Origin of the sequence: Rhizobium sp. RU36D, assembly GCF_900176345.1 — a bacterium.
Classification (GTDB): Bacteria; Pseudomonadota; Alphaproteobacteria; order Rhizobiales; family Rhizobiaceae; genus Allorhizobium.
This window is the reverse complement of sequence record NZ_FWXU01000020.1, coordinates 23,313-40,497: the sequence shown is the minus strand read 5'-3', so window position 1 is coordinate 40,497 and position 17,185 is coordinate 23,313. Positions and strand designations below refer to the sequence as shown.

The window sequence follows — 17,185 nt, the reverse complement described above, 5'->3', positions numbered from 1 at the left end:
TCCAGGTGGTTTTCGGGAAAACGCGGTTATCGCCCGGTAAATGCCGGCGGCAGCCTCAGCTTTTGCGCGGCCCTGCCATCCACTTGATGAGGACCATCGCCGGCACCACCCACACCACACCGGAGATCAGGAAATACAGGAGATGCACCCACCAGGGCGACTCTGCCAGGAAGGCCGTGGCGATCGAGGTCGCAAGCACCGCATAGAGCAGCACGAGGATGATGATCAGGATCGTGCCGATGAATGAGCGCAGACGGGGTGGCATGAACAACCTTTCCTTGGGTTCCGCTGGTTTGATGAACGTCAAGATGCGTGACGCCATGCCGCGCGGTCGGGGCTTGTTTTGCACGGTCAGGTGTTGCAAATCAACACTTGCCCAAGAAGAGGATGCAGCATGGCGGCCCTACAGACAGCAACCACCCCACAGGCAGTCACGGAAACCGAAATCCTGGCTAAGCTAAACACCCAGCAACGCAATCGCCGCGTCCTGCGGGTGTGGCTCGGCGTTGTGCTGGTCACGCTCTTCTGTCTCGTGCTGGTAGGTGGTGCGACGCGTCTGACGAATTCCGGATTGTCTATCACCGAATGGAAGCCGATTCACGGCGTCATTCCGCCGCTGTCGGCTGAGGAATGGCAGGAGGAATTCGAGCTCTACCAGCGCATTCCGCAGTACCAGCTGGTGAACAAGGGCATGACGGTCGAGGAGTTCAAGACCATCTTCTGGTGGGAATGGGCGCATCGGGTGCTGGCGCGCGGCATTGGCCTGATTTTCGGCCTGCCGCTGCTGTTCTTCTGGCTGACCGGGCGCATCGAAAAGCGGCTGCGGCTGCCCCTGGTCGGCCTGCTGGCTGTCGGCGGCTTCCAGGGCTTCATCGGCTGGTGGATGGTGTCGTCAGGGCTCACCAAGCTCGTCAGCGTGTCGCAATATCGCCTGGCCACGCACCTCACCATTGCCTGTCTGATCTTCGCCGCCTGTGTCTGGATCATGCGTGGGCTCTCCAGCCACTCCAAGGACTTGGCCCCGACAGAAAAATCCGGCCTGGTCGCCGGCTTGATCGCTTTCCTCGTCCTGTTCCAGATTTATCTCGGCGCCCTGGTCGCCGGTCTCGATGCCGGCCTGAGCTATACGACATGGCCGCTGATGGATGGCGCCCTGATACCGGGCGACCTCTTCATCCAGCAGCCCTGGTGGATCAACCTGTTCGAAAACCCGAAGACGGTGCAGTTCGTGCATCGCTGCGGTGCCTACCTGCTGCTGGCCGTGACGCTCATGCACATGGTCGTGGCTCTGCGCCACGCGCCGGGTACCACCCATGCCCGCCGCTCGGTCGTGCTTTTCGGCCTGGTCTGTCTCCAGGCGCTGGTCGGCATTTCGACGCTGGTCATGCAGGTGCCGCTGCACATGGCCCTTGCCCATCAGGGCATGGCGCTGATCGTGCTGGGCTTCGCGGTCGCTCACTGGCGAGCTTTCAAGGGCGAGTATCCGCCGGAGACGGTGGTCGAGCTTCGGAGTTGATCGACCCTCAGCCGAAGCGATAGCCCGAATAGGGCTTGCCCAGATAATCGGTGCGGAAGATCCGTTCTCCCGCATCCGCGCCGGCAGCACCCACTGCGACGAACAGCGGCACGAGGTGATCGTGATCCGGCACGTGGCAGGCGAGCGCATCGGGATTCTTGTCCCAGGCTGAGATCCGCTCGGCCCGGCTCGCGGGATCTTTGTCCTCGATGGCATCCTTCAGCCAGTCGTCGAAACGCACCGACTGCGCCACATGGGCCTCTTCGGCTTTCCGGAACATCGGCATGTTGTGATAGGTCATGCCCGATGCCACGATCAGGATGTCCTCGTCGCGCAGACGCTCCAGCGCGCGGCCGATGGCGATATGGCTACCGGCATCCAGCGTGTTCTTGAGCGACATCATGACGATCGGCACGTCGGCCTTCGGATAGATCAGCATGAAGGGAATGAAGACGCCGTGGTCGTAGCCGCGCTCGGCATTGTCGGCCGATTCCATGCCGGCTTCCGCCAGAACCTGACGAACACGTGCCGCAACATCAGGCGCACCCGGCGCGGGATAGCTCAGTTCGTAGGTATGGGCCGGGAAGTTGTAGTAGTCGAACAGCATGCCCGGTTGCGCCGCAGTGCTGACCGTCGGCACCGGTTCCTTTTCCCAATGACCAGATACGACAAGCACGGCCTTCGGACGACGGCCGATCGAGGCGTCGAGGCCCCGCAGGAAGGCGCCGAGATCATCCCAGGGGCCCTTGCCCGCCTCGTTCTTGGGAAAGTCCATGAACGGCCAGGGGCCGCCGCCATGGGGAATGAAGACGACGGGAAGACGATTGCGGGATGGGGTTTCGCTGTTCATGACGGCCTCGCTGGTACCCCTTGGTCTTAGCAAAGGGCTGCCGGCGTGGCGATCCGTTAATCAGTCGACAAATTGTTCGACAAGCAGCGACTGTGCGATACGGGCGAAGGATAGGCGCTCCGAAAGGTTCTCCTCGCCGGATTGCGTGACGGTCCGGTCGAGCGTCCAAGCAACCGACAGCATGGCATGGACAGCGGCATAGCGCAGCACCTTGCGGGGCGAACAACCGAAATGGCACGCGAATGTCTGCGTCAGGCGGATGATGCGCTGCGGATCCAGGATGATATCGCGTCCGCCGAGCGGATTGCCGTAGATGTTGGAGACGTCATAGACAGGATCGCCATGGAGCCCCTGGGGATCGATGGCCCGCCATTCGCCTGCGGCATCACCGACAATGTTGTCGTGGTGAAGATCGCCATGCAGCGGCCTCGCATCCTGCTGATGCGCCATAAGATCGATGGCTTCATAGGCCGCCCATCCGGCGAGGTCGGTAATCTCAGGCTTTCCCGTTTTTCCCGCAAGCTCGAACAGGGAGCGGAAATGCCGTTCCAGCGGAACAAGCGTTGCCGGACGCGGCTTTTCTGACGGCGCATGCAGCCGTTCGATGACGGACACGACGATCGCGGTCGCCGCTTCGTCACCATGCTTATGCAGATAATCGCGCAGCGTCAGCGTGCCGGCATCGGCCATCAGGCACGCATCGCCGATGCGGCCAAGAAGCCTCACGGCGCCATGGCCCTCCCGCCAATCCAGGAAATCCATGCCCGGCCGCTCGCCATGGCCTTCCGGCTTCAGGCATTTGACGATCACGGTTTGCCCCGCGCGCATGGCGCGGAACACATGGGATGTCCGGGTGTCTGCGATCAGATGTGACGCATCAAGGTCCCACGCCTCCGCGAGAGACGTGGGCAGGGTCTGTGATACGGCCACGGGTCAGGCCGAGAGCATCAGGTCCATGTTCTGGACCGCTGCCCCGGACGCGCCCTTGCCGAGATTGTCGAGCACAGCAACGAGGTTGACGTGAGGACCGCCGTCGGTGCCGAAGACGTAGAGCTTCATCGTATCCTCGCCGACCAGTTCCTCGGCATCGACGCGCGGCAGCTTGGCGCTGACATCCAGAGGCACGACCGTGACGATGTCCTGGCCGGCATAGTGATCGACCAGCGCCTGATGGATGCTTTGGATCGTGGTGCCCGCCTTGAGATCCTCAAGGAACAGCGGCAGTTGCACGATCATGCCTTGGGCGAAGCGACCGACCGAGGGCGAGAACAGCGGCGCACGATCCAGAAGACCATGGATCTTCATTTCCGGAACATGCTTGTGCTTTAGCGGCAGGCCATAGAGGAAGTTGTTGGCGGTGACTGCGTCGGGATGATGGGCATCTTCCATCTGCGCAATCAGTTGCTTGCCTCCGCCGGTATAGCCCGAGACAGCATTGACCGTGACCGGATAGCCGTCCGGCAGAATGCCGGCAGCCCTGAGCGGCCGGATCAGGCCGATGGCGCCCGTGGGATAACAGCCGGGATTGGCGACGAAGCGCGCGGCGCGGATCTTTTGCGCCTGCGCCTTGTCCATCTCGGCAAAACCATAGGCCCAGCCGGCATCGGTCCGGTATGCCGTCGACGTGTCGATGATCCTGACATTGTTGTTGCCGGCCACCATTTTCACGGCCTCGCGGGAGGCGTCGTCGGGCAGGCACAGAATCGCGACATCGGCGCTGTTCAGCATGTCCTCGCGCATGGCGGCATTGCGCCGCTCCGCTTCCGGGATCGACAGCAGCTCGACATCGCGGCGGCCGGCCATGCGGCTGCGGATCTGCAGCCCCGTGGTGCCATGTTCGCCGTCAATGAAGATCTTCGCTGTCATTTTCTTTCGTCCCGATAGAGGTTTGGATGAGAATGCGGACTCTGGTTGTTAAACTGCAGATGTAATGTGTCAGGCGCGTGTCGCAAGCTTCTCCGCGCGTAGACCGAGCATATACATGGCAACCGTCGCCCCCGCAATTGCGGTTATGTCGGCATGATCGTAGGCAGGCGCGACCTCCACGATGTCGGAGCCGCGGATATCCAGTGGCCCGAGCTTACGCAGCACGGAGAGCATTTTTGCAGACGAAGGCCCGCCCGCGACCGGTGTGCCGGTGCCGGGCGCATAGGCCGGGTCGAGGCAGTCGATGTCGAAGGTGAGGTAGGTCGGCGTTGTCCCGACATGCGCGAGGATCTGATCGGCGATCGCCTGGGCGCCCATGTCCTCGACCTGCCAGCCATGCAGGATCTTGATGCCGAAATCCTCGGGCGCATGGGTGCGAATGCCGATCTGGATCGACGTCTTGGGGTCGATGACCCCTTCACGCACGGCCCGGCAGACGAAGGATCCGTGGTCGATGCGCTTGCCGTCGTCGTCCCAGGTGTCCTGATGGGCGTCGAAATGCACGAGCGCCAGCGGTCCGTGCTTGGCAGCATGGGCCTTCAAGAGCGGCCAGGTGACGAAGTGGTCGCCGCCAAGGCCGAGCAGATAGGCGCCGGAGGCGATGATCTTGGCCGCTTCCTTCTCGATCAGGGCAGGGGTCTTCTGGTGATTGCCATAGTCCAGCAGCACGTCGCCATAATCGACCACCGCCATCTGCTCGAACAGGTCGCGCGAGAAAGGATATTGCGGATCATTGTCGAAGATGGCGGAAGCGCGCCGGATCGCCTGCGGCCCGAAGCGCGCGCCGGGCCGGTTCGAGACGGCAGCGTCGAAGGGAATGCCCAGCACCACCGCATCGACATCCTTCAGCACCTTGGAATACTTCCGCCGCATGAAAGACAGCGCGCCCGCATAGGTGGGGTCAGTCGCCGCCCCACGCACGGATTTCGCGGTAAAGGCATTGTCGATCGATTTGCTTGCCATGATCATCTCCGGCCTGAAAATTTGATCAAATTATAGTGCTGTTTGCGACGGTCAAGCACCAGCATCACGCCGCCAGACGAAAACAAAAAAGGCGGAGCCGAGGCCCCGCCTTTCCCATATGCCAAATGGCAGAAGCGATTAACGCTTCGAGAACTGGAAGGAGCGGCGGGCCTTGGCCTTACCGTACTTCTTACGCTCGACAACGCGGCTGTCGCGGGTCAGGAAGCCACCCTTCTTGAGCACGCCACGCAGGCCGGGCTCGAAATAGGTCAGCGCCTTGGAGATGCCGTGACGAACGGCACCGGCCTGGCCGGACAGACCGCCACCGGTGACGGTTGCAATCACGTCGAACTGGCCGTCGCGGGCAGCAGCGATGATCGGCTGCTTCAGGATCATCTGCAGAACCGGGCGAGCGAAGTAGACGGGGAAGTCACGACCGTTGATCGTGATCTTGCCGGTGCCGGGCTTGACCCAAACGCGGGCAACAGCGTTCTTGCGCTTGCCGGTGGCGTAGGAACGGCCCTGGGCATCGACCTTGCGGACATGCGCCGGAGCGGAGGATTCCTGGGTGGTGCCGAGGTCCTTCAGGGAAGAGAGGTCAGCCATTATCAGGCGCTCCTTACGTTCTTGCTGTTCAGCGATGCCACGTCGAGGGCAACCGGCTGCTGGGCTTCATGGGGGTGGTTCGAGCCGGCATAAACGCGCAGGTTCTTCATCTGGCGACGGCCGAGCGGGCCGCGCGGGATCATGCGCTCAACGGCCTTCTCGATGACGCGCTCCGGGAAGCGGCCTTCGATGATCTGGCGCGCAGTGCGCTCCTTGATGCCGCCCGGATAGCCGGTGTGCCAGTAATACTTCTTGTCGGAATACTTCTTGCCGGTGAAGGCGACCTTTTCCGCATTGATGACGATGACGTTGTCGCCGTCATCGACGTGGGGCGTATAGGTTGCCTTGTGCTTGCCGCGCAGGCGGGTGGCAACGATGGTGGCGAGGCGACCGACAACGAGGCCTTCGGCGTCGATGACGATCCACTTCTTCTCCACCTCAGCGGGCTTCTGAACGAAGGTAGACATGGTTGTTACTTTCCGTTTTGGACCCTAAGGACAAGCCGAAGGGCGTTTCTTGTTGCTTGTTTCCGGCGCTCTCGCGGCACGAAAAAAGAATGCAGTCCTCACGGACCGCATGCTGACGGCCTTATAGAAGGCGTCTTTCAGCCGGTCAAGCTTGGCTGTCTTTGCGTCTGTAAAAATAGACAAATAGAAACAACGGCTTGGGTATGGGGTAATATAATACCGCAACTATTCTGCCAGAATCGTAGCTGCATTGGTGCTTCTGTGGACGACAAGACCCGTTATTCCGTCCGCGGCGGGATCGAATAGGTCGCAGTCGCCTGGGCCACCGGATGGTCCGGATCGCCCTGATGCAGCAGTGCGTCGACAACCGCGAGCCGCTTGCCAAGTTTCAGCAACCGGCAATCGCAGCTCATCAGGCTGGGCTGCGGCAACCGCAGGAAATTGATGTTGAGATTGGTGGTCACGGCCAGGGCTACCGGACCGATATGGGCAAGGATGGCCGCATAGGCCGCCACATCGGCCAGGGCGAACATCGAAGGTCCTGATACAGTTCCGCCGGGGCGCAGATGGCGCTCATTCGGGTCGAAGGTCATGGTGAGGCCGCCGGGACGGACAGATGTCACGGTAAACACGCGTCCATCGGTGTGGATCTGCGGGAAATCCGTTTCCAGGAAGTCATTGATCGCTTGCGCGCTCATGATCGGCTGCATGTGAGGTCGGTCCATCAAGCGAAGGGGCTGGCATTGCCGACCGCTTTTATGGCAGGCTTTGTACCCTAAGCAAATGGAATGCGGAGGATAGGGCCATGGCCGATGTGGTTTCGTTCAGGAAAGAGGATTGCGAGCAGGCGACGCCGCTGATGGAGGCCTTGAACGATGGCGTGTTGCGGCTGACGCTCAATAATCCCCCGGCCAATGCCCTCTCGATTGCCCTGATGGAGGCGCTGCTTGCAGCGCTCGACAGGGCCGCCACCGACAAGGCCGTGCGTGTGGTGATCCTGGCGGCGGCGGGCAAGCTGTTTTCGGCCGGACATGACCTCAAGGAAATGACCGCCCATCGCGCCGATGCCGATCGCGGGCGGGCCTTCTTCGAGAAGACCATGCGTCTCTGCGCCGACCTGATGCTGAAGATCACTCACCTGCCAAAACCCGTCATCGCCGAAATCGACGGTCTGGCCACGGCGGCAGGCTGCCAACTGGTCGCCTCCTGCGATCTCGCGATCTGCACGGACACCTCGACCTTCTGCACACCGGGCGTCAATATCGGCCTGTTCTGCTCGACGCCGATGGTCGCGATCTCGCGCGCGGCGCACCGCAAGCAGGCCATGGAAATGCTCCTGACCGGCGAAACCATCGACGCGTCGACCGCCAAGGATTTTGGCCTAGTCAACCGGATCGTACCCAAGCAATATCTTGTCCAGGTTGTAAACAAATACGCATCGGTGATCGCGTCCAAATCGCCGCTGACACTGAAAATCGGCAAGGAAGCCTTCTATCGCCAGATCGATGTGCCGCTGGAAGCCGCTTATGACTATGCCGCCGGCGTCATGGTCGAGAACATGCTGGCGCGCGACGCGGAAGAGGGCATCGGCGCGTTTCTCGGCAAGCGCAATCCGGAGTGGAAAGGCGAGTAGCCGCCACGGCGGCGCCTTCGTCCCAAAGCGATTTAGCGAATAGATTCAATTTTATCTTGAACTTGATATCCATCAAGTCTGAGGGCTGTATGGTCAAGCGTGTGGTCCGTGCGGCGTGCTATGTCATGCGGAAAGCCATGGCCGTCGTATCAAGTGCCAAGCCTATCGATCATCGACTTGCCTATTGTCAAAAGGCTGCGTGGCCTTGCGCGCCACATGCGCGCGGAAAAGGTACCATCCGGTTCATGCCAGTATTTTGTTGGTGATTAAAACAATTTGTGTGACGACTTAATTCAACTATGAGTTTTATCTAATGCATGTATGAACAAAAAAAGAACATAATGTGCATTTAGCTGGAACGCCGTTGATTTGGAGATTTTTTCATGTCCCTTGATCGTCGCATATCGCTCGTGACTTTGGGTGTTCAGGATGTCGCGCGCAGCACCGCCTTTTATGAAAAGCTGGGCTGGAAGAAATCCTCGGCGTCGCAGGACGCCGTCACTTTCATTCGACTGAAGGGAGTCGTGCTGGGCCTGTTCTCGCGGGAGGCTCTTGCGCATGACGCGGGCGTGGAAAATACGCCGCCTGGATTTTCCGGCGTAACCTTGGCCCATAATGTGACAAGTCCCGCTGGGGTCGATGCGGTCTACAAGTTCGCCCTGTCTTGCGGTGCGACACCGGTCAAAGCCCCGGAAAAGGTGTTTTGGGGCGGTTATTCGGGCTATTTTGCCGATCCGGACGGTCATTTATGGGAGATTGCCCACAATCCCTTTGCGCCGCTGGACGAACACGGCCACATGACCATGCCGGACTGACGCGCTGGCCTCCGGTGGCAAAAATTAAGAAATGTCGAATAGTCTTACGTCTGGGACGACGAGGACGGGTAACAGCCGCCGGCATGAGCCGGGGAGGAGGTTACCATGAACCACGACCACTATTCGGACAGCTATCTGGCAGGCATCCTGTTATGCGTGAAGACAGTCGCCATCCTCGGCGCATCGGTCCATAACAACAGGCCCAGTCACTGGATCTCCGGTTTCCTGCTGGGCAAGGGTTACAGCGTCTTTCCCATCAATCCCGACCATGCCGGCGAAAGCATTCTCGGCCAGCCGATCCACGCGCGACTTGCGGATCTTCCGCACCCGGTCGACATGATCGACGTCTTCCGTCGCAAAGAAGCGCTTCCCGCCATCGTCGATGAAGTCCTGGCCCTGCCGTGGAAGCCGGTCGCGATCTGGTGCCAGCTCGGCATCCGTGACGACCTTGCGGCGGCAAAGGCGGAGACCGCGGGCATCAAGGTGGTCATGGACCGCGCCCTGGTAACCGAATATCCTTTGGTTTACGAATGGCAGCATGTGCACGGACACGACCATCTGGCGCATCATGCTGCCTAGCACCGCCGTCCAAGGCGCTTCGTGACGCGAGCATCGGAAGCCTGCGTCACGCCCGAAACGTCAGCGATATCAAAGCTGATGGCGCGGTATGAACATCAGCCCGTCGAGGTTCGATTTCGGCTCGCAGGCAAGAACCGGACAACGCGGGCTGTCGGACGTAGGTACATAGGCACGCTCGGCATATTCATTGGGATCGCAGAAGTCGCTGTTCACCACATAGCGATCATAAAGCGTCATGTTCCCAACGCGTTTGGAGGGATAGCGAATGATGACCGCACCCTCGGATCGGATGGCCTGGCGTGCGCCCTCGCAGGTGAGCGAGCTTGACTGATAGCGCGATATGGCAAGTGCGGGGCCGGTCGCCGCGATGGTCAGGCCGGTCACGGCAGCGACAAATATGATTCTTTTCATGGCAGGTGTTTCCCTTTGCACCGGAGCGACGATAAATCTGCGGTTCGATGAAGGCCAAGCCTTCCGGCAAGCAACCGAGGAAAACCGCCATCATGAACCATGACCGCTACGACGATAGTTATCTGGCCGACATCCTGCGCGACGTGAAAACCATCGCCCTGCTCGGGGCATCCCCGAATGCCGCGCGACCCAGCCACGGCGTCATGCGCTTCCTGCTGTCGTCGGGATACCGGGTGTTTCCGGTCAATCCTGGACAGGCCGGCAAGGAACTGCTCGGTCAGCTTGTCTATGCTCGCCTTTCGGACATCCCGGAAACGGTCGACATGGTCGATGTGTTCCGCGCGTCGGAATATCTTCAGGAGGTGGTCGATGAGGCCATTGCCCTGCCTGTCCGTCCGAAGGTCATCTGGGCGCAGCTCAGCGTCAGAGATGACGCTGCCGCGGCTAAGGCGGAAGCTAGTGGCATAAAGGTGGTCATGAACCGGTGCCCGGCGATCGAATATCCCAGGCTCGTCGGCTGATGATCATGCGCTGATGCGGTTGCGCCGGGAGGGCTGGCTCAGTCGGCCAGCAATTCCGGCGTCGCCCGCATGGCGCTGAGGTGATCGGCATTCTTGCAGTAATCGTTGAAGTGCTGTGCGGCGAGACCCTGAGCCAAATCCTTGCGGCACTGTGACTTGGAGCCACATTGCGAGCAATTGACCTGCATGTCGCGGAACTGGTGCTGGTAGCGGGTTGCCACTTCCATGGGATCGATGTTGAGCGCCTTCATCATGGCGATCATCTCGTCGGCGGCATCAGGGCCGGCCTTGGCCAGCTCAATCAGCTGCGATGGTTCGATGCCGCAATCGCGCGCGATCATGCCGATGGTTTCCTGATCGAGTGCGGCGAGCGCCTGGGCTTCGCTTGCCGCTTCCCATCCCCGGGAAAGCCAGCCGACAAAGCGAGAAACGAGATTTTCCGAATGCGAATTGACGGCCGTGTCCATGGGCGATCCTCCTTCTGACCGCAGCCATCTTGGCAGCCGTCAGAGCAGGCGCATTGATTTCGATCAATCATTCACAGGTCCATCCCTTGCGGAGGATCACGATTGCCGGTTAATTCACTGCCGAAGGGCGGAGAGAACGCCCGCCATAGGGAGGTCCATATGTCCAGCAGCAACCCCGGTTTTGCAACTCTCGCCGTGCACGCGGGTGCCCAACCCGATCCGTCCACCGGCGCCCGTATCACGCCGATCTACCAGACGACGGCCTATGTCTTTAATGATTCGGATCACGCTGCCGCGCTCTTCGCCCTGAAGCAGTTCGGCAACATCTATACCCGAATCATGAACCCGACCCAGGCGGTGCTGGAAGAGCGCGTCGCGGCTCTGGAAGGCGGCACGGCAGCCCTGGCTGTGGCCTCCGGCCATGCCGCGCAATTGCTCATCTTCCACACGATCATGCAGCCGGGCGACAATTTCATCGCTGCCAAGAAGCTGTATGGCGGCTCGATCAACCAGTTCGGCCACGCCTTCAAGAATTTCGACTGGCATGTGCGCTGGGCCGATCCCTTCGATCTCGCCTCCATGGAGCAGCAGATCGACGGCCGCACCCGTGCGATCTACATCGAAAGCCTGGCCAATCCCGCCGGCACCTTCGTCGATATCGAGGCAATTGCTGAACTCGCCCACAAGCACGGCCTGCCGCTGATCGTCGACAACACCATGGCAAGCCCTTACCTGGTTCGGCCGCTGCAGCATGGCGCGGATATCGTGGTGCATTCGGCCACCAAGTTCCTCGGCGGCCACGGCAATTCCATGGGCGGCGTCATCGTTGATGGCGGCACCTTCGACTGGTCGAAGTCCGGCAACTACCCGATGCTTTCGTCGCCGCGGCCGGAATATTCCGGCGTCGTTCTGCACCAGACCTTTGGCAACATCGCGTTTGCGATCGCCTGCCGCGTGCTCGGCCTGCGCGACCTCGGCCCGGCGATTGCGCCGATGAATGCCTTCCTGCTCCTGACCGGCATCGAGACGCTGCCGCTCAGGATGCAGCGTCATTGCGAGAATGCCATGAAGGTCGCCACCTGGCTGAAGCAGCACCCGAAGGTCGCTTGGGTCAGCTATTCCGGCCTGGCCGACGATCCGAACAACGCGCTGCAGAAACGCTATTCGCCTAGGGGAGCCGGTGCGGTCTTCACCTTCGGCCTGAAGGGCGGCTACGAGGCTGGCAAGGGGCTCGTCGCGGGCCTGCAGCTATTCTCGCATCTGGCCAATATCGGCGACACCCGCTCGCTCGTCATCCATCCCGCCTCGACCACCCATGCCCAGCTGTCTCCGGAGCAGCAGGTCGCAGCGGGCGCTGGTCCCGATGTCGTGCGGCTGTCGGTCGGCATCGAGGACGCCGAGGACATCATCGGCGATCTCGAGCAGTCCCTGGCCAAGATCTGAAGCCATGGCGCGGCGGGACCTGCACGGTGCCGCCGCCCCTTTATCGGAGCTGCCTATGACCCTTGCCCTGACACTGGACATATCGGGTATTGAGCCGGAAACCGGCGCGCCGGCACCGGACCGGCTTTTGGCCGGCAATCCCGAATTCACCACCTGGAATGTCGAGGAGGCGCCTGGCGGTCTCTATGCCGGGATCTGGCAGTCAACACCAGGCAAGTGGCGAATCTCCTATGACGAGTGGGAGTATTTCACGATCCTCGAGGGCTATTCGATCGTCACTGAGGATGGCGGGGTGCCGGTGCATCTGCATCCCGGAGACCGCATGATCCTGAGGCCGGGCTTCAAGGGCACGTGGGAAGTCCTTGAAACGACTCGCAAGGACTACGTCATTCGTCTTTAAACAAACACGTGAAGCCGCACCCCGGGCGGGGTGCTGCTTCACTCTATCTAATAATGTCCCGGCTAGGCCGCGGCATTCATGGCATCGACCACCGCCTGATGCTCGGCGGCCAGGGCCGCGTCTTCAGCCGCGACCTTTTGAAAGGCCGGCCGGCTGGTGATGCGCTCCACATAGGCGCGGAACACCGGCCTTTCCGGCACCAGCCCGAACATCATCGTCCAGTTCAGTGCAATCCCCCAGAGCAGATCGGCCGCCGTCAGCGTTTCGCCTGTCAGGTAGGGACCAGGGGTTAAGGCCTGCTCGATCGTCGCCAGCATGTCCTCATAATTGCTGTAGGGCGTTTCATTCGGGCTGGCCGGCTCCCGCTTCAGATGCTTGTCCATCATGGCAGGCTCGAAGCAGCTTCCGTAATAGACCAGCCAGCGCAGATAGGCGGCGCGCGAAGGATCGCCCAGGGCAGGGGCCAGGCCTGCTTCCGGGAACAGATCAGCGAGATAGAGGTAGACGGCGGCCTGTTCGGTCACGAGCTCATCGCCGTGATGGATGGCGGGCACTTTGCCCATGGGGTTGATCGCCAGATAGGCCGGTTGACGCTGCTCGCCTGCCTTCATGTTCAGCACATGCAGGCGATAGGGAACCCCTAACTCCTCCAGCAGCACACGGGCGCCGGTGGCGCGGGTCTGGGGCGAATAGTAGAGCGTGATTGGGTTTTCAGATGGCATTGTCTTTCTCCTCTTGAGGCTGGAACCGATGAGAGGAGAATAGTTGTCCATACCTGTCAGGCTGTGTCAGGTTGGTTTAGGATAATGGCGGCAAAGAGGATTTTTCCATGCGGGCAAGCCGGCTGATCAACATCCTGACGACGCTGCAGGCGAGAGGGCTCGTGACTGCGGAGACACTCGCGGCCGAAAACGAGGTCTCGGTGCGCACCATCTATCGCGACATCGATGCGCTCTCCCTGTCGGGGATCCCGGTCTACAGCGAGCGCGGCTCCGATGGCGGATACCGCCTTCTCGACGGCTACCGGGTTCGCTTGAACGGCATGTCGCGGGAAGAGGCGGAGGCGATGTTTCTGTCCGGCCTGCCGGGCGCAGCCGCAGACCTTGGCCTGGGCGCAATGATGGCTGGAGCGCAAAAGAAGCTGACGGCAGCCTTGCCGGAGGACCTGCGGCAAAGTGCGGCGCGCATGCAGGCGAAGTTCTATTTGGATGCACCAACCTGGTTTGGCGAAAACGAGCAGCCGTTCCACCTTCAGGCGATTGCGGATGCCGTGTGGAATTCCAAGCGCATCCGCATGCGCTACCGTACCTGGAAGGCGGAGAAGGATCGCGAGGTGGAGCCCATGGGCATCGTCCTCAAGGGCGGGGCCTGGTACATGGCCGCCCGCATAGGGGAGGATACCCGCACCTATCGCATCGCCCGCATTCTCGATCTCGTCGTGACCGAGCATCGCTTCGAGCGGCCGGAGGATTTTGATCTCTCCGCCTATTGGGACGACAATATCAGGCGGCTGGAAGAAGAACTGCATCCCGGCACCGGGCGCCTTCGGGTCTCGAAATGGGGACTGACCATGCTGCAGCATAACAGCCCGCATTATGTGCGTTCGCGCATGCAGGTCTCCGAAGAGACAGACGCAAATGGCTGGCGAACGGTCGAGCTTCCCATCGCCTCGCCCCAGCACGCCGTCAGCGAGTTGATGCGGCTTGGCTCCGACGTCGAGATTTTGGAGCCCCCGGAACTGCGCCTGGCCATGGCCGAGACAGTGCGGAAACTCGGTGCCTTTTATCGGCTGGAGATGGAAGATGGAGGGCGAGGCGCCTGAGGCAGTGCCCTGAGGTTTCGCTGAAACGTCAGCGTGACACCGCAAGCGATTCGAAAGACTCATGAATCTCACGATGCCCCGCGAACCGATCACCGCCCGGTTGAAGCGCTTCCGCGTCGGCGTCGGGCCTCACTCACCACGATAGGTCGAGCCGCTCAAGTCCATGAAAGTGATAGACATCCTTGACCACGGGCGTCGTCGTTATCTTCAGGCCGGGCAGTCGTTGGAAGAGGAGGGGCAGAACGATATTGAGTTCCAGCCGGGCCAGTGGCGCGCCGATGCAGAAATGGATGCCGGCGCCGAAGGAAAGGTTCGGCGCTTCGTCGCGATCCGGCTTGAAGGTCAGTGGATCTTCAAATTTCTGCGGATCGAGATTGGCGGCGGCCAGAATGAGGCTCACCTGATCGCCGCGCTTGAAGCTGATACCGTCGATTTCGACCGGCTCCAGGCACCAGCGCTGGAAGATATGCACCGGGGCGCAAATCCGCAGCGTTTCCTCGACGGTCCGCACTGTCGCCTTTTCATTGGCGAACATCGGCTCGATGGGCAGGCCGCTGTCCAGGATCACCCTCACGGAATTGCCGATCTGGTGTACGGTTGCCTCATGCCCGGCATTGAGCAGCACGATGGTGGTCGAGATCAACTCGTCCTCGGTCAGGAACTGTCCCTTGTGTTCCGTATGGATCATGTGGCTGAGCAGGTCGTCGCGCGGCTCCGCGCGTCGCTCTGCTATGATGGAGCGGACGTAATCGGCAAATTCCTTGGCAGACCGGTCGGCGGCATCCTCGTCGGCGCGGCTGCGCTTGAACATGTACATGCCGACATAATCATGCGACCACTTCAGCAGTTGCGATCCCATGCTGTCCGGGATGCCGATCATGCGGGCGATCATCGTCACCGGAATGATGTCGGCGAAGGAGGAGAGCAGTTCCGTCTGCCCGTCCTTCTCGAAACCGTCGATCAGCCCGTTGGCCAGCGCCGTGATTTCCGGCGTCATCTTCTCCACATGCCGGGACACGAAGGCGCGGTTCACGAGGGTGCGCAGCCGCGTGTGCTCCGGCGGCTCCAAGTCCAGCAGCGAATAGGCCTCGGCCCGGTCGAAATTGGCGGTATGGGCGGCCGGCTCGGGCATGCCAAGCTCTTCTCGCGTGGCAATATGGAGGATCTGCCGGCCGAACCGCCGGTCCCGCAAAAGCGCGTTCACGTGGTCATAGCCGGTGAAGAACCACTGCTTCTGCTCCTCCCAATAGAAGGTGGGACAGGCCGCATGCAGCGCGGCATAGACTGGATTGGGATCGCGATAGAAGGCGGGGTCACGCGCATCAAGGCTGACGCGCCGTGTGTTCGGGTCGATGGTGAGAAAAGGAAACTGGCTCATGGATGTCCTCTAGCCAATCCGCAAGTCGCAGGAAAGGGGGCTGGTCAGCCGCCCAAAAAATCCAGCTCAGCGCGTCGATCGGGTTTTGGCGGCGATGGCAAATTCGGTAATGCGACGAAGCACCGCCACCTGGCGGTCTGCCTGGTCGTCGACCTCTTGCGCCAGATGCTCCGGCGAGGCGGTCTTGACGATCTGGATCTTGTCGTCACGGAAGATCGCGGACCGGTTGCGACCGGCTTCCTTGGCCACGTAAAGGGCTTTGTCCGCCTGCTTCATCAGGACTTCAAGATCGAACAGGTCGGCGGATGTCGTCGCGATGCCGAGCGACATGGTGACCTTGAGCGATCCGGCATCCGTTTGGAACGGCGTTTCCGCAATCCGCCGACGGATCGATTCAGCCAGTTGCGCCGCTTCCTGGTCAGAGCCGGCGTGAATGACGCCGATGAATTCCTCGCCGCCGGATCGGCAGAACAGTCCGGAGGATCGCAGCATGGCAGCACAGCGCCGGGAATATTCGACGAGCACCTGATCCCCGGCCTGGTGACCGTAACTGTCATTGATCGTCTTGAAATGATCGAGGTCGAAGATGACGAGCGCGACGAGGTTCCCCTCAGGTATCTCGGCACGAAATTCCGGAAGCGCTTCGGTGAGCCCGCGACGGTTCAATGCCCCGGTCAACGGATCCCGCGCAATCAGCCGCCGCAGCTTGCTCTCCGACTGGTCCTGCACGATCTTGGCGCCAACCACCAGCATGGCGACGAAGCAGGCCATGCCGATCATGCCGTAGATTGGCCCCTGGGCCATGTCCTTCAAGCCCTGTGGCGCGTGGACCAACGCCGCCACCATGAGCGAGCCGGAATTCATTGCCTGGATTGTCCAGATGACGGCCAGGGCGCGGCGGTAGCGTGTGCTGCTGAAACGCCCCGTCAGCGCCGTGAGGGCCAACAGCAGGTAGCCCGTGGCGGCGGCCAGCCCATAGACGGCAAGCTTCAGCGCGAACACCGCCCGGATATCGGGAACCGAGATCGCGGCGATCCAGAGCAGCAGGGGGATTGCCGCCCATCCCGCAGGCTGGCGCCCGTCACAATGCCGCAAACCCGTCACAAGGAAGAAGAAGCTGGACAGGAGGATAGAAACGGCGAGCAGACCCGAAATCACTTCGGGCGCGAAATCACGCATCCCCATGAGGGCTGAACCGGTCGCGTGGGTCAGGAAACCGATGCCCCAGAACAGGAAAAGACGCTGGCTGCGGTCGTTGCTCCAGATGAACAGGAATAATCCTGCCATCGTCAATGCCTGCGCAACCCACAGATACGTGATGATGGTGAAGCTTGGCACCGGATTGCTTTCAACGAATTCATTTCGGATGACGGCAGAGTCTGCCAGCA

General features: G+C 61.0%; 21 protein-coding genes. 8 read left to right on the top strand and 13 right to left on the bottom strand.

Annotated elements, in window-relative coordinates; translation table 11 throughout:
- Window positions 1-55 precede the first annotated feature (55 nt).
- Complete coding sequence (locus B9A97_RS20930; RefSeq protein ID WP_084367834.1) at window positions 56-265, bottom strand: DUF2842 domain-containing protein; 210 nt, start codon at window positions 263-265, stop codon at window positions 56-58.
- Window positions 266-394: 129 nt separating this feature from the next.
- Between B9A97_RS20930 and B9A97_RS20925 the strand changes: the two genes are divergently transcribed.
- Window positions 395-1,516 carry a COX15/CtaA family protein gene (locus tag B9A97_RS20925; RefSeq protein WP_084367767.1) on the top strand — a complete coding sequence of 374 codons (1,122 nt, stop codon included), beginning with the start codon at window positions 395-397 and terminating at the stop codon, window positions 1,514-1,516.
- 7 nt (window positions 1,517-1,523) lie between these two features.
- On the opposite strand, the gene B9A97_RS20920 is transcribed toward B9A97_RS20925, so the two are convergent.
- The 7 genes from B9A97_RS20920 to B9A97_RS20890 all read right to left on the bottom strand — a co-directional run bounded on the left by B9A97_RS20920 (window position 1,524) and on the right by B9A97_RS20890 (window position 7,038).
- On the bottom strand, window positions 1,524-2,366 hold the full coding sequence (locus B9A97_RS20920) for a DODA-type extradiol aromatic ring-opening family dioxygenase (RefSeq protein WP_084367766.1): 843 nt from the start codon (window positions 2,364-2,366) through the stop codon (window positions 1,524-1,526).
- 60 nt (window positions 2,367-2,426) lie between these two features.
- Window positions 2,427-3,296 (bottom strand): aminoglycoside phosphotransferase family protein, encoded by an 870-nt coding sequence (locus B9A97_RS20915; RefSeq protein WP_084367765.1) that lies wholly within the window; start codon window positions 3,294-3,296, stop codon window positions 2,427-2,429.
- 3 nt (window positions 3,297-3,299) lie between these two features.
- Complete coding sequence (argC, locus tag B9A97_RS20910; RefSeq protein ID WP_084367764.1) at window positions 3,300-4,232, bottom strand: N-acetyl-gamma-glutamyl-phosphate reductase; 933 nt, start codon at window positions 4,230-4,232, stop codon at window positions 3,300-3,302.
- Window positions 4,233-4,301: 69 nt separating this feature from the next.
- On the bottom strand, window positions 4,302-5,255 hold the full coding sequence (gene speB / locus B9A97_RS20905) for an agmatinase (protein WP_084367763.1): 954 nt from the start codon (window positions 5,253-5,255) through the stop codon (window positions 4,302-4,304).
- Window positions 5,256-5,393: 138 nt separating this feature from the next.
- Entirely contained in the window at window positions 5,394-5,861 is a 468-nt protein-coding gene (gene rpsI / locus B9A97_RS20900; protein WP_084367762.1) for a 30S ribosomal protein S9, read from the bottom strand.
- A 2-nt stretch (window positions 5,862-5,863) separates the two neighbouring features.
- Entirely contained in the window at window positions 5,864-6,328 is a 465-nt protein-coding gene (gene rplM / locus B9A97_RS20895; RefSeq protein WP_084367761.1) for a 50S ribosomal protein L13, read from the bottom strand.
- 278 nt (window positions 6,329-6,606) lie between these two features.
- Entirely contained in the window at window positions 6,607-7,038 is a 432-nt protein-coding gene (locus tag B9A97_RS20890) for a PaaI family thioesterase (protein WP_084367760.1), read from the bottom strand.
- A gap of 95 nt (window positions 7,039-7,133) precedes the next feature.
- On the opposite strand from B9A97_RS20890, the gene B9A97_RS20885 reads away from it, so the two are divergent.
- From B9A97_RS20885 to B9A97_RS20875, 3 genes are all read left to right on the top strand, one after another.
- The gene (locus B9A97_RS20885; protein WP_084367759.1) at window positions 7,134-7,961 is read left to right on the top strand and encodes an enoyl-CoA hydratase; all 828 of its coding nucleotides are present in this window, start codon (window positions 7,134-7,136) and stop codon (window positions 7,959-7,961) included.
- Between the two features lie 383 nt (window positions 7,962-8,344).
- Window positions 8,345-8,776 (top strand): VOC family protein, encoded by a 432-nt coding sequence (locus tag B9A97_RS20880; RefSeq protein WP_084367758.1) that lies wholly within the window; start codon window positions 8,345-8,347, stop codon window positions 8,774-8,776.
- A gap of 105 nt (window positions 8,777-8,881) precedes the next feature.
- Entirely contained in the window at window positions 8,882-9,355 is a 474-nt protein-coding gene (locus tag B9A97_RS20875) for a CoA-binding protein (protein WP_084367757.1), read from the top strand.
- Between the two features lie 69 nt (window positions 9,356-9,424).
- Here the strand turns inward: B9A97_RS20875 and B9A97_RS20870 are convergent, their stop codons facing one another.
- Window positions 9,425-9,766 carry a hypothetical protein gene (locus tag B9A97_RS20870; protein ID WP_084367756.1) on the bottom strand — a complete coding sequence of 114 codons (342 nt, stop codon included), beginning with the start codon at window positions 9,764-9,766 and terminating at the stop codon, window positions 9,425-9,427.
- Window positions 9,767-9,858: 92 nt separating this feature from the next.
- Between B9A97_RS20870 and B9A97_RS20865 the strand changes: the two genes are divergently transcribed.
- Window positions 9,859-10,287 (top strand): CoA-binding protein, encoded by a 429-nt coding sequence (locus B9A97_RS20865; RefSeq protein WP_084367833.1) that lies wholly within the window; start codon window positions 9,859-9,861, stop codon window positions 10,285-10,287.
- Between the two features lie 38 nt (window positions 10,288-10,325).
- On the opposite strand, the gene B9A97_RS20860 is transcribed toward B9A97_RS20865, so the two are convergent.
- Window positions 10,326-10,754: a DUF6455 family protein gene (locus tag B9A97_RS20860; protein WP_084367755.1), complete on the bottom strand. Its 429-nt coding sequence runs from the start codon at window positions 10,752-10,754 to the stop codon at window positions 10,326-10,328.
- 159 nt (window positions 10,755-10,913) lie between these two features.
- Here B9A97_RS20860 and B9A97_RS20855 point away from each other — a divergent pair, with 159 nt between their 5' ends.
- Together B9A97_RS20855 and B9A97_RS20850 are read left to right on the top strand one after the other, a co-directional pair.
- Window positions 10,914-12,197 (top strand): O-acetylhomoserine aminocarboxypropyltransferase, encoded by a 1,284-nt coding sequence (locus B9A97_RS20855; protein ID WP_084367754.1) that lies wholly within the window; start codon window positions 10,914-10,916, stop codon window positions 12,195-12,197.
- Between the two features lie 55 nt (window positions 12,198-12,252).
- A complete protein-coding gene (locus B9A97_RS20850) occupies window positions 12,253-12,597 on the top strand; it encodes a cupin domain-containing protein (RefSeq protein ID WP_084367753.1) in 345 nt (114 codons plus the stop codon).
- Between the two features lie 62 nt (window positions 12,598-12,659).
- Here the strand turns inward: B9A97_RS20850 and B9A97_RS20845 are convergent, their stop codons facing one another.
- A complete protein-coding gene (locus B9A97_RS20845; protein ID WP_084367752.1) occupies window positions 12,660-13,319 on the bottom strand; it encodes a glutathione S-transferase family protein in 660 nt (219 codons plus the stop codon).
- 107 nt (window positions 13,320-13,426) lie between these two features.
- On the opposite strand from B9A97_RS20845, the gene B9A97_RS20840 reads away from it, so the two are divergent.
- Window positions 13,427-14,419, top strand: coding sequence for a helix-turn-helix transcriptional regulator (locus B9A97_RS20840; protein WP_084367751.1), 993 nt, complete (start codon window positions 13,427-13,429; stop codon window positions 14,417-14,419).
- A gap of 133 nt (window positions 14,420-14,552) precedes the next feature.
- Here the strand turns inward: B9A97_RS20840 and B9A97_RS20835 are convergent, their stop codons facing one another.
- The gene (locus B9A97_RS20835; protein ID WP_084367750.1) at window positions 14,553-15,797 is read right to left on the bottom strand and encodes a cytochrome P450; all 1,245 of its coding nucleotides are present in this window, start codon (window positions 15,795-15,797) and stop codon (window positions 14,553-14,555) included.
- A gap of 66 nt (window positions 15,798-15,863) precedes the next feature.
- Window positions 15,864-17,084, bottom strand: coding sequence for a GGDEF domain-containing protein (locus B9A97_RS20830; protein WP_143530629.1), 1,221 nt, complete (start codon window positions 17,082-17,084; stop codon window positions 15,864-15,866).
- Window positions 17,085-17,185: the final 101 nt, after the last annotated feature.

Excerpts from the sequence above, each read along its gene's own strand:
- B9A97_RS20930 (WP_084367834.1), bottom strand. The coding sequence starts at position 265 with ATGCCACCCCGTCTGCGCTCATTCATCGGCACGATCCTGATCATCATC.
- B9A97_RS20925 (WP_084367767.1), top strand. The coding sequence starts at position 395 with ATGGCGGCCCTACAGACAGCAACCACCCCACAGGCAGTCACGGAAACC.
- B9A97_RS20920 (WP_084367766.1), bottom strand. The coding sequence starts at position 2,366 with ATGAACAGCGAAACCCCATCCCGCAATCGTCTTCCCGTCGTCTTCATT.
- argC (WP_084367764.1), bottom strand. The coding sequence starts at position 4,232 with ATGACAGCGAAGATCTTCATTGACGGCGAACATGGCACCACGGGGCTG.
- speB (WP_084367763.1), bottom strand. The coding sequence starts at position 5,255 with ATGGCAAGCAAATCGATCGACAATGCCTTTACCGCGAAATCCGTGCGT.
- rpsI (WP_084367762.1), bottom strand. The coding sequence starts at position 5,861 with ATGGCTGACCTCTCTTCCCTGAAGGACCTCGGCACCACCCAGGAATCC.
- rplM (WP_084367761.1), bottom strand. The coding sequence starts at position 6,328 with ATGTCTACCTTCGTTCAGAAGCCCGCTGAGGTGGAGAAGAAGTGGATC.
- B9A97_RS20890 (WP_084367760.1), bottom strand. The coding sequence starts at position 7,038 with ATGCAGCCGATCATGAGCGCGCAAGCGATCAATGACTTCCTGGAAACG.
- B9A97_RS20885 (WP_084367759.1), top strand. The coding sequence starts at position 7,134 with ATGGCCGATGTGGTTTCGTTCAGGAAAGAGGATTGCGAGCAGGCGACG.
- B9A97_RS20880 (WP_084367758.1), top strand. The coding sequence starts at position 8,345 with ATGTCCCTTGATCGTCGCATATCGCTCGTGACTTTGGGTGTTCAGGAT.
- B9A97_RS20875 (WP_084367757.1), top strand. The coding sequence starts at position 8,882 with ATGAACCACGACCACTATTCGGACAGCTATCTGGCAGGCATCCTGTTA.
- B9A97_RS20870 (WP_084367756.1), bottom strand. The coding sequence starts at position 9,766 with ATGAAAAGAATCATATTTGTCGCTGCCGTGACCGGCCTGACCATCGCG.
- B9A97_RS20865 (WP_084367833.1), top strand. The coding sequence starts at position 9,859 with ATGAACCATGACCGCTACGACGATAGTTATCTGGCCGACATCCTGCGC.
- B9A97_RS20860 (WP_084367755.1), bottom strand. The coding sequence starts at position 10,754 with ATGGACACGGCCGTCAATTCGCATTCGGAAAATCTCGTTTCTCGCTTT.
- B9A97_RS20855 (WP_084367754.1), top strand. The coding sequence starts at position 10,914 with ATGTCCAGCAGCAACCCCGGTTTTGCAACTCTCGCCGTGCACGCGGGT.
- B9A97_RS20850 (WP_084367753.1), top strand. The coding sequence starts at position 12,253 with ATGACCCTTGCCCTGACACTGGACATATCGGGTATTGAGCCGGAAACC.
- B9A97_RS20845 (WP_084367752.1), bottom strand. The coding sequence starts at position 13,319 with ATGCCATCTGAAAACCCAATCACGCTCTACTATTCGCCCCAGACCCGC.
- B9A97_RS20840 (WP_084367751.1), top strand. The coding sequence starts at position 13,427 with ATGCGGGCAAGCCGGCTGATCAACATCCTGACGACGCTGCAGGCGAGA.
- B9A97_RS20835 (WP_084367750.1), bottom strand. The coding sequence starts at position 15,797 with ATGAGCCAGTTTCCTTTTCTCACCATCGACCCGAACACACGGCGCGTC.
- B9A97_RS20830 (WP_143530629.1), bottom strand. The coding sequence starts at position 17,084 with ATGGCAGGATTATTCCTGTTCATCTGGAGCAACGACCGCAGCCAGCGT.